The organism is Vibrio sp. Vb1574 (genome assembly GCF_033338675.1).
This window is the reverse complement of record NZ_JAWOTC010000225.1, coordinates 1-1,356: the sequence shown is the minus strand read 5'-3', so window position 1 is coordinate 1,356 and position 1,356 is coordinate 1. Positions and strand designations below refer to the sequence as shown.

General features: G+C 47.3%; 1 protein-coding gene. It reads right to left on the bottom strand.

What is annotated here, in order from left to right; genetic code table 11:
* Positions 1 to 21: 21 nt before the first annotated feature.
* The coding region (locus R7O12_RS25020; protein ID WP_318126755.1) for a type I secretion system permease/ATPase at positions 22 to 1,356 on the bottom strand (1,335 nt) is incomplete at its 5' end.

Genomic DNA, 1,356 nt, shown 5'->3' with positions numbered 1-1,356 from the left:
ACTTTCTCCGCAGGAAGTTCGTTAACGACTGGCTGCTGATTGCTCATTTTTCACCCTTGGAATATCCGTTCTGTCCTCACCCATTAAACGCTTCAACACTTCATCTCGAGCACCATAAAGTTTGGCGCGGCCATCAGCTAAATACAGCAATCGATCCATTTGCCTCAATGTGCTTGGATTATGGGCGATAACCACAATGGTTGAGCCCTGAGATTTTAGATAAGCGATAAGACGCTGATACGCAGCCTCTCCTTCTCCGTCTAGATTGGCGTTTGCTTCATCAAAGACGACGATAGAAGGATCACCATAGACAGCTCGTGCTAGCGCAATCCTTTGTCGTTCACCACCCGACAGTCCACGACCATTTTCGCCAATAATGAAGTCGTAACCTTTGTTCTTTTTGAGGATTAATTCGTGACAACCCGCTAATTGTGCAGCTTTGATCACCTTCGCTGGATCTTCTTGTTTAAAACGCGCGATGTTCTCACGAATGGTTCCTGGAAATAGCTCCACCTCTTGGGCCAAATAGCCAACGTGAACACCTCGATCTTCAGATGCCCAAGTCGACACTTCCATGCCATCTAAAGTCACCTTTCCAGCTAAAGGCCGAATGTTACCAAGCAATAAGCGAGCAAATGTCGATTTGCCAGTGCCAGAAGGGCCAATTACTCCGACGGACACACCCGGCGGGATTGATAATGTGATAGAAGACAGCACTGGCTCAGTCGCACCCGGGTGACGGTAAGTGAGCCCGGTTAACTCATAATGGCCTTTCGGTTTAGGTAATGGCATGTCAGATTCGTCTTGACGAACAATCGCATCAATCTCCTTTAACCGTTTATAAGCCGTTCGCGCAGACATCGCGCTGCGCCATGTTCCTATCGCTTGCTCCATCGGCGATAATGCCCTGCTCATCAGAATAGAGCTCGCGATCATCGCACCCGCCGTGATTTCATGCTGAATAACCAACCATGCGCCACCGCCGAGTAAAAATATTTGCAAAGAGCCACGAACAAATTTAGAAAAGTTAGCCATATAAATCGATTTTCCGGCAACTCGCTCTTCAAGCACACTGACACTCTGTACTCGCGATTGCCACTGTTCCAAAAATGCGTTCATCATCCCCATGGCTAAAATAGAGTTGGCGTTTTGTGTCGCTAACTCTGCACTACTAATATGAGAAATGGCCCTAACTTCACTTTCTTGCATCGTCTTTCTCGTCATCAACTCGTTGATCAAACCTAAGCTAAACAGAACGACAGAACCAAGCAACGCAATGTGCCCAAGCAAAGGATGGAGTAGATAGACGAACAAAATAAACAGCGGTGTCCAGGGAGCGTCTAACAAAGGATAAGG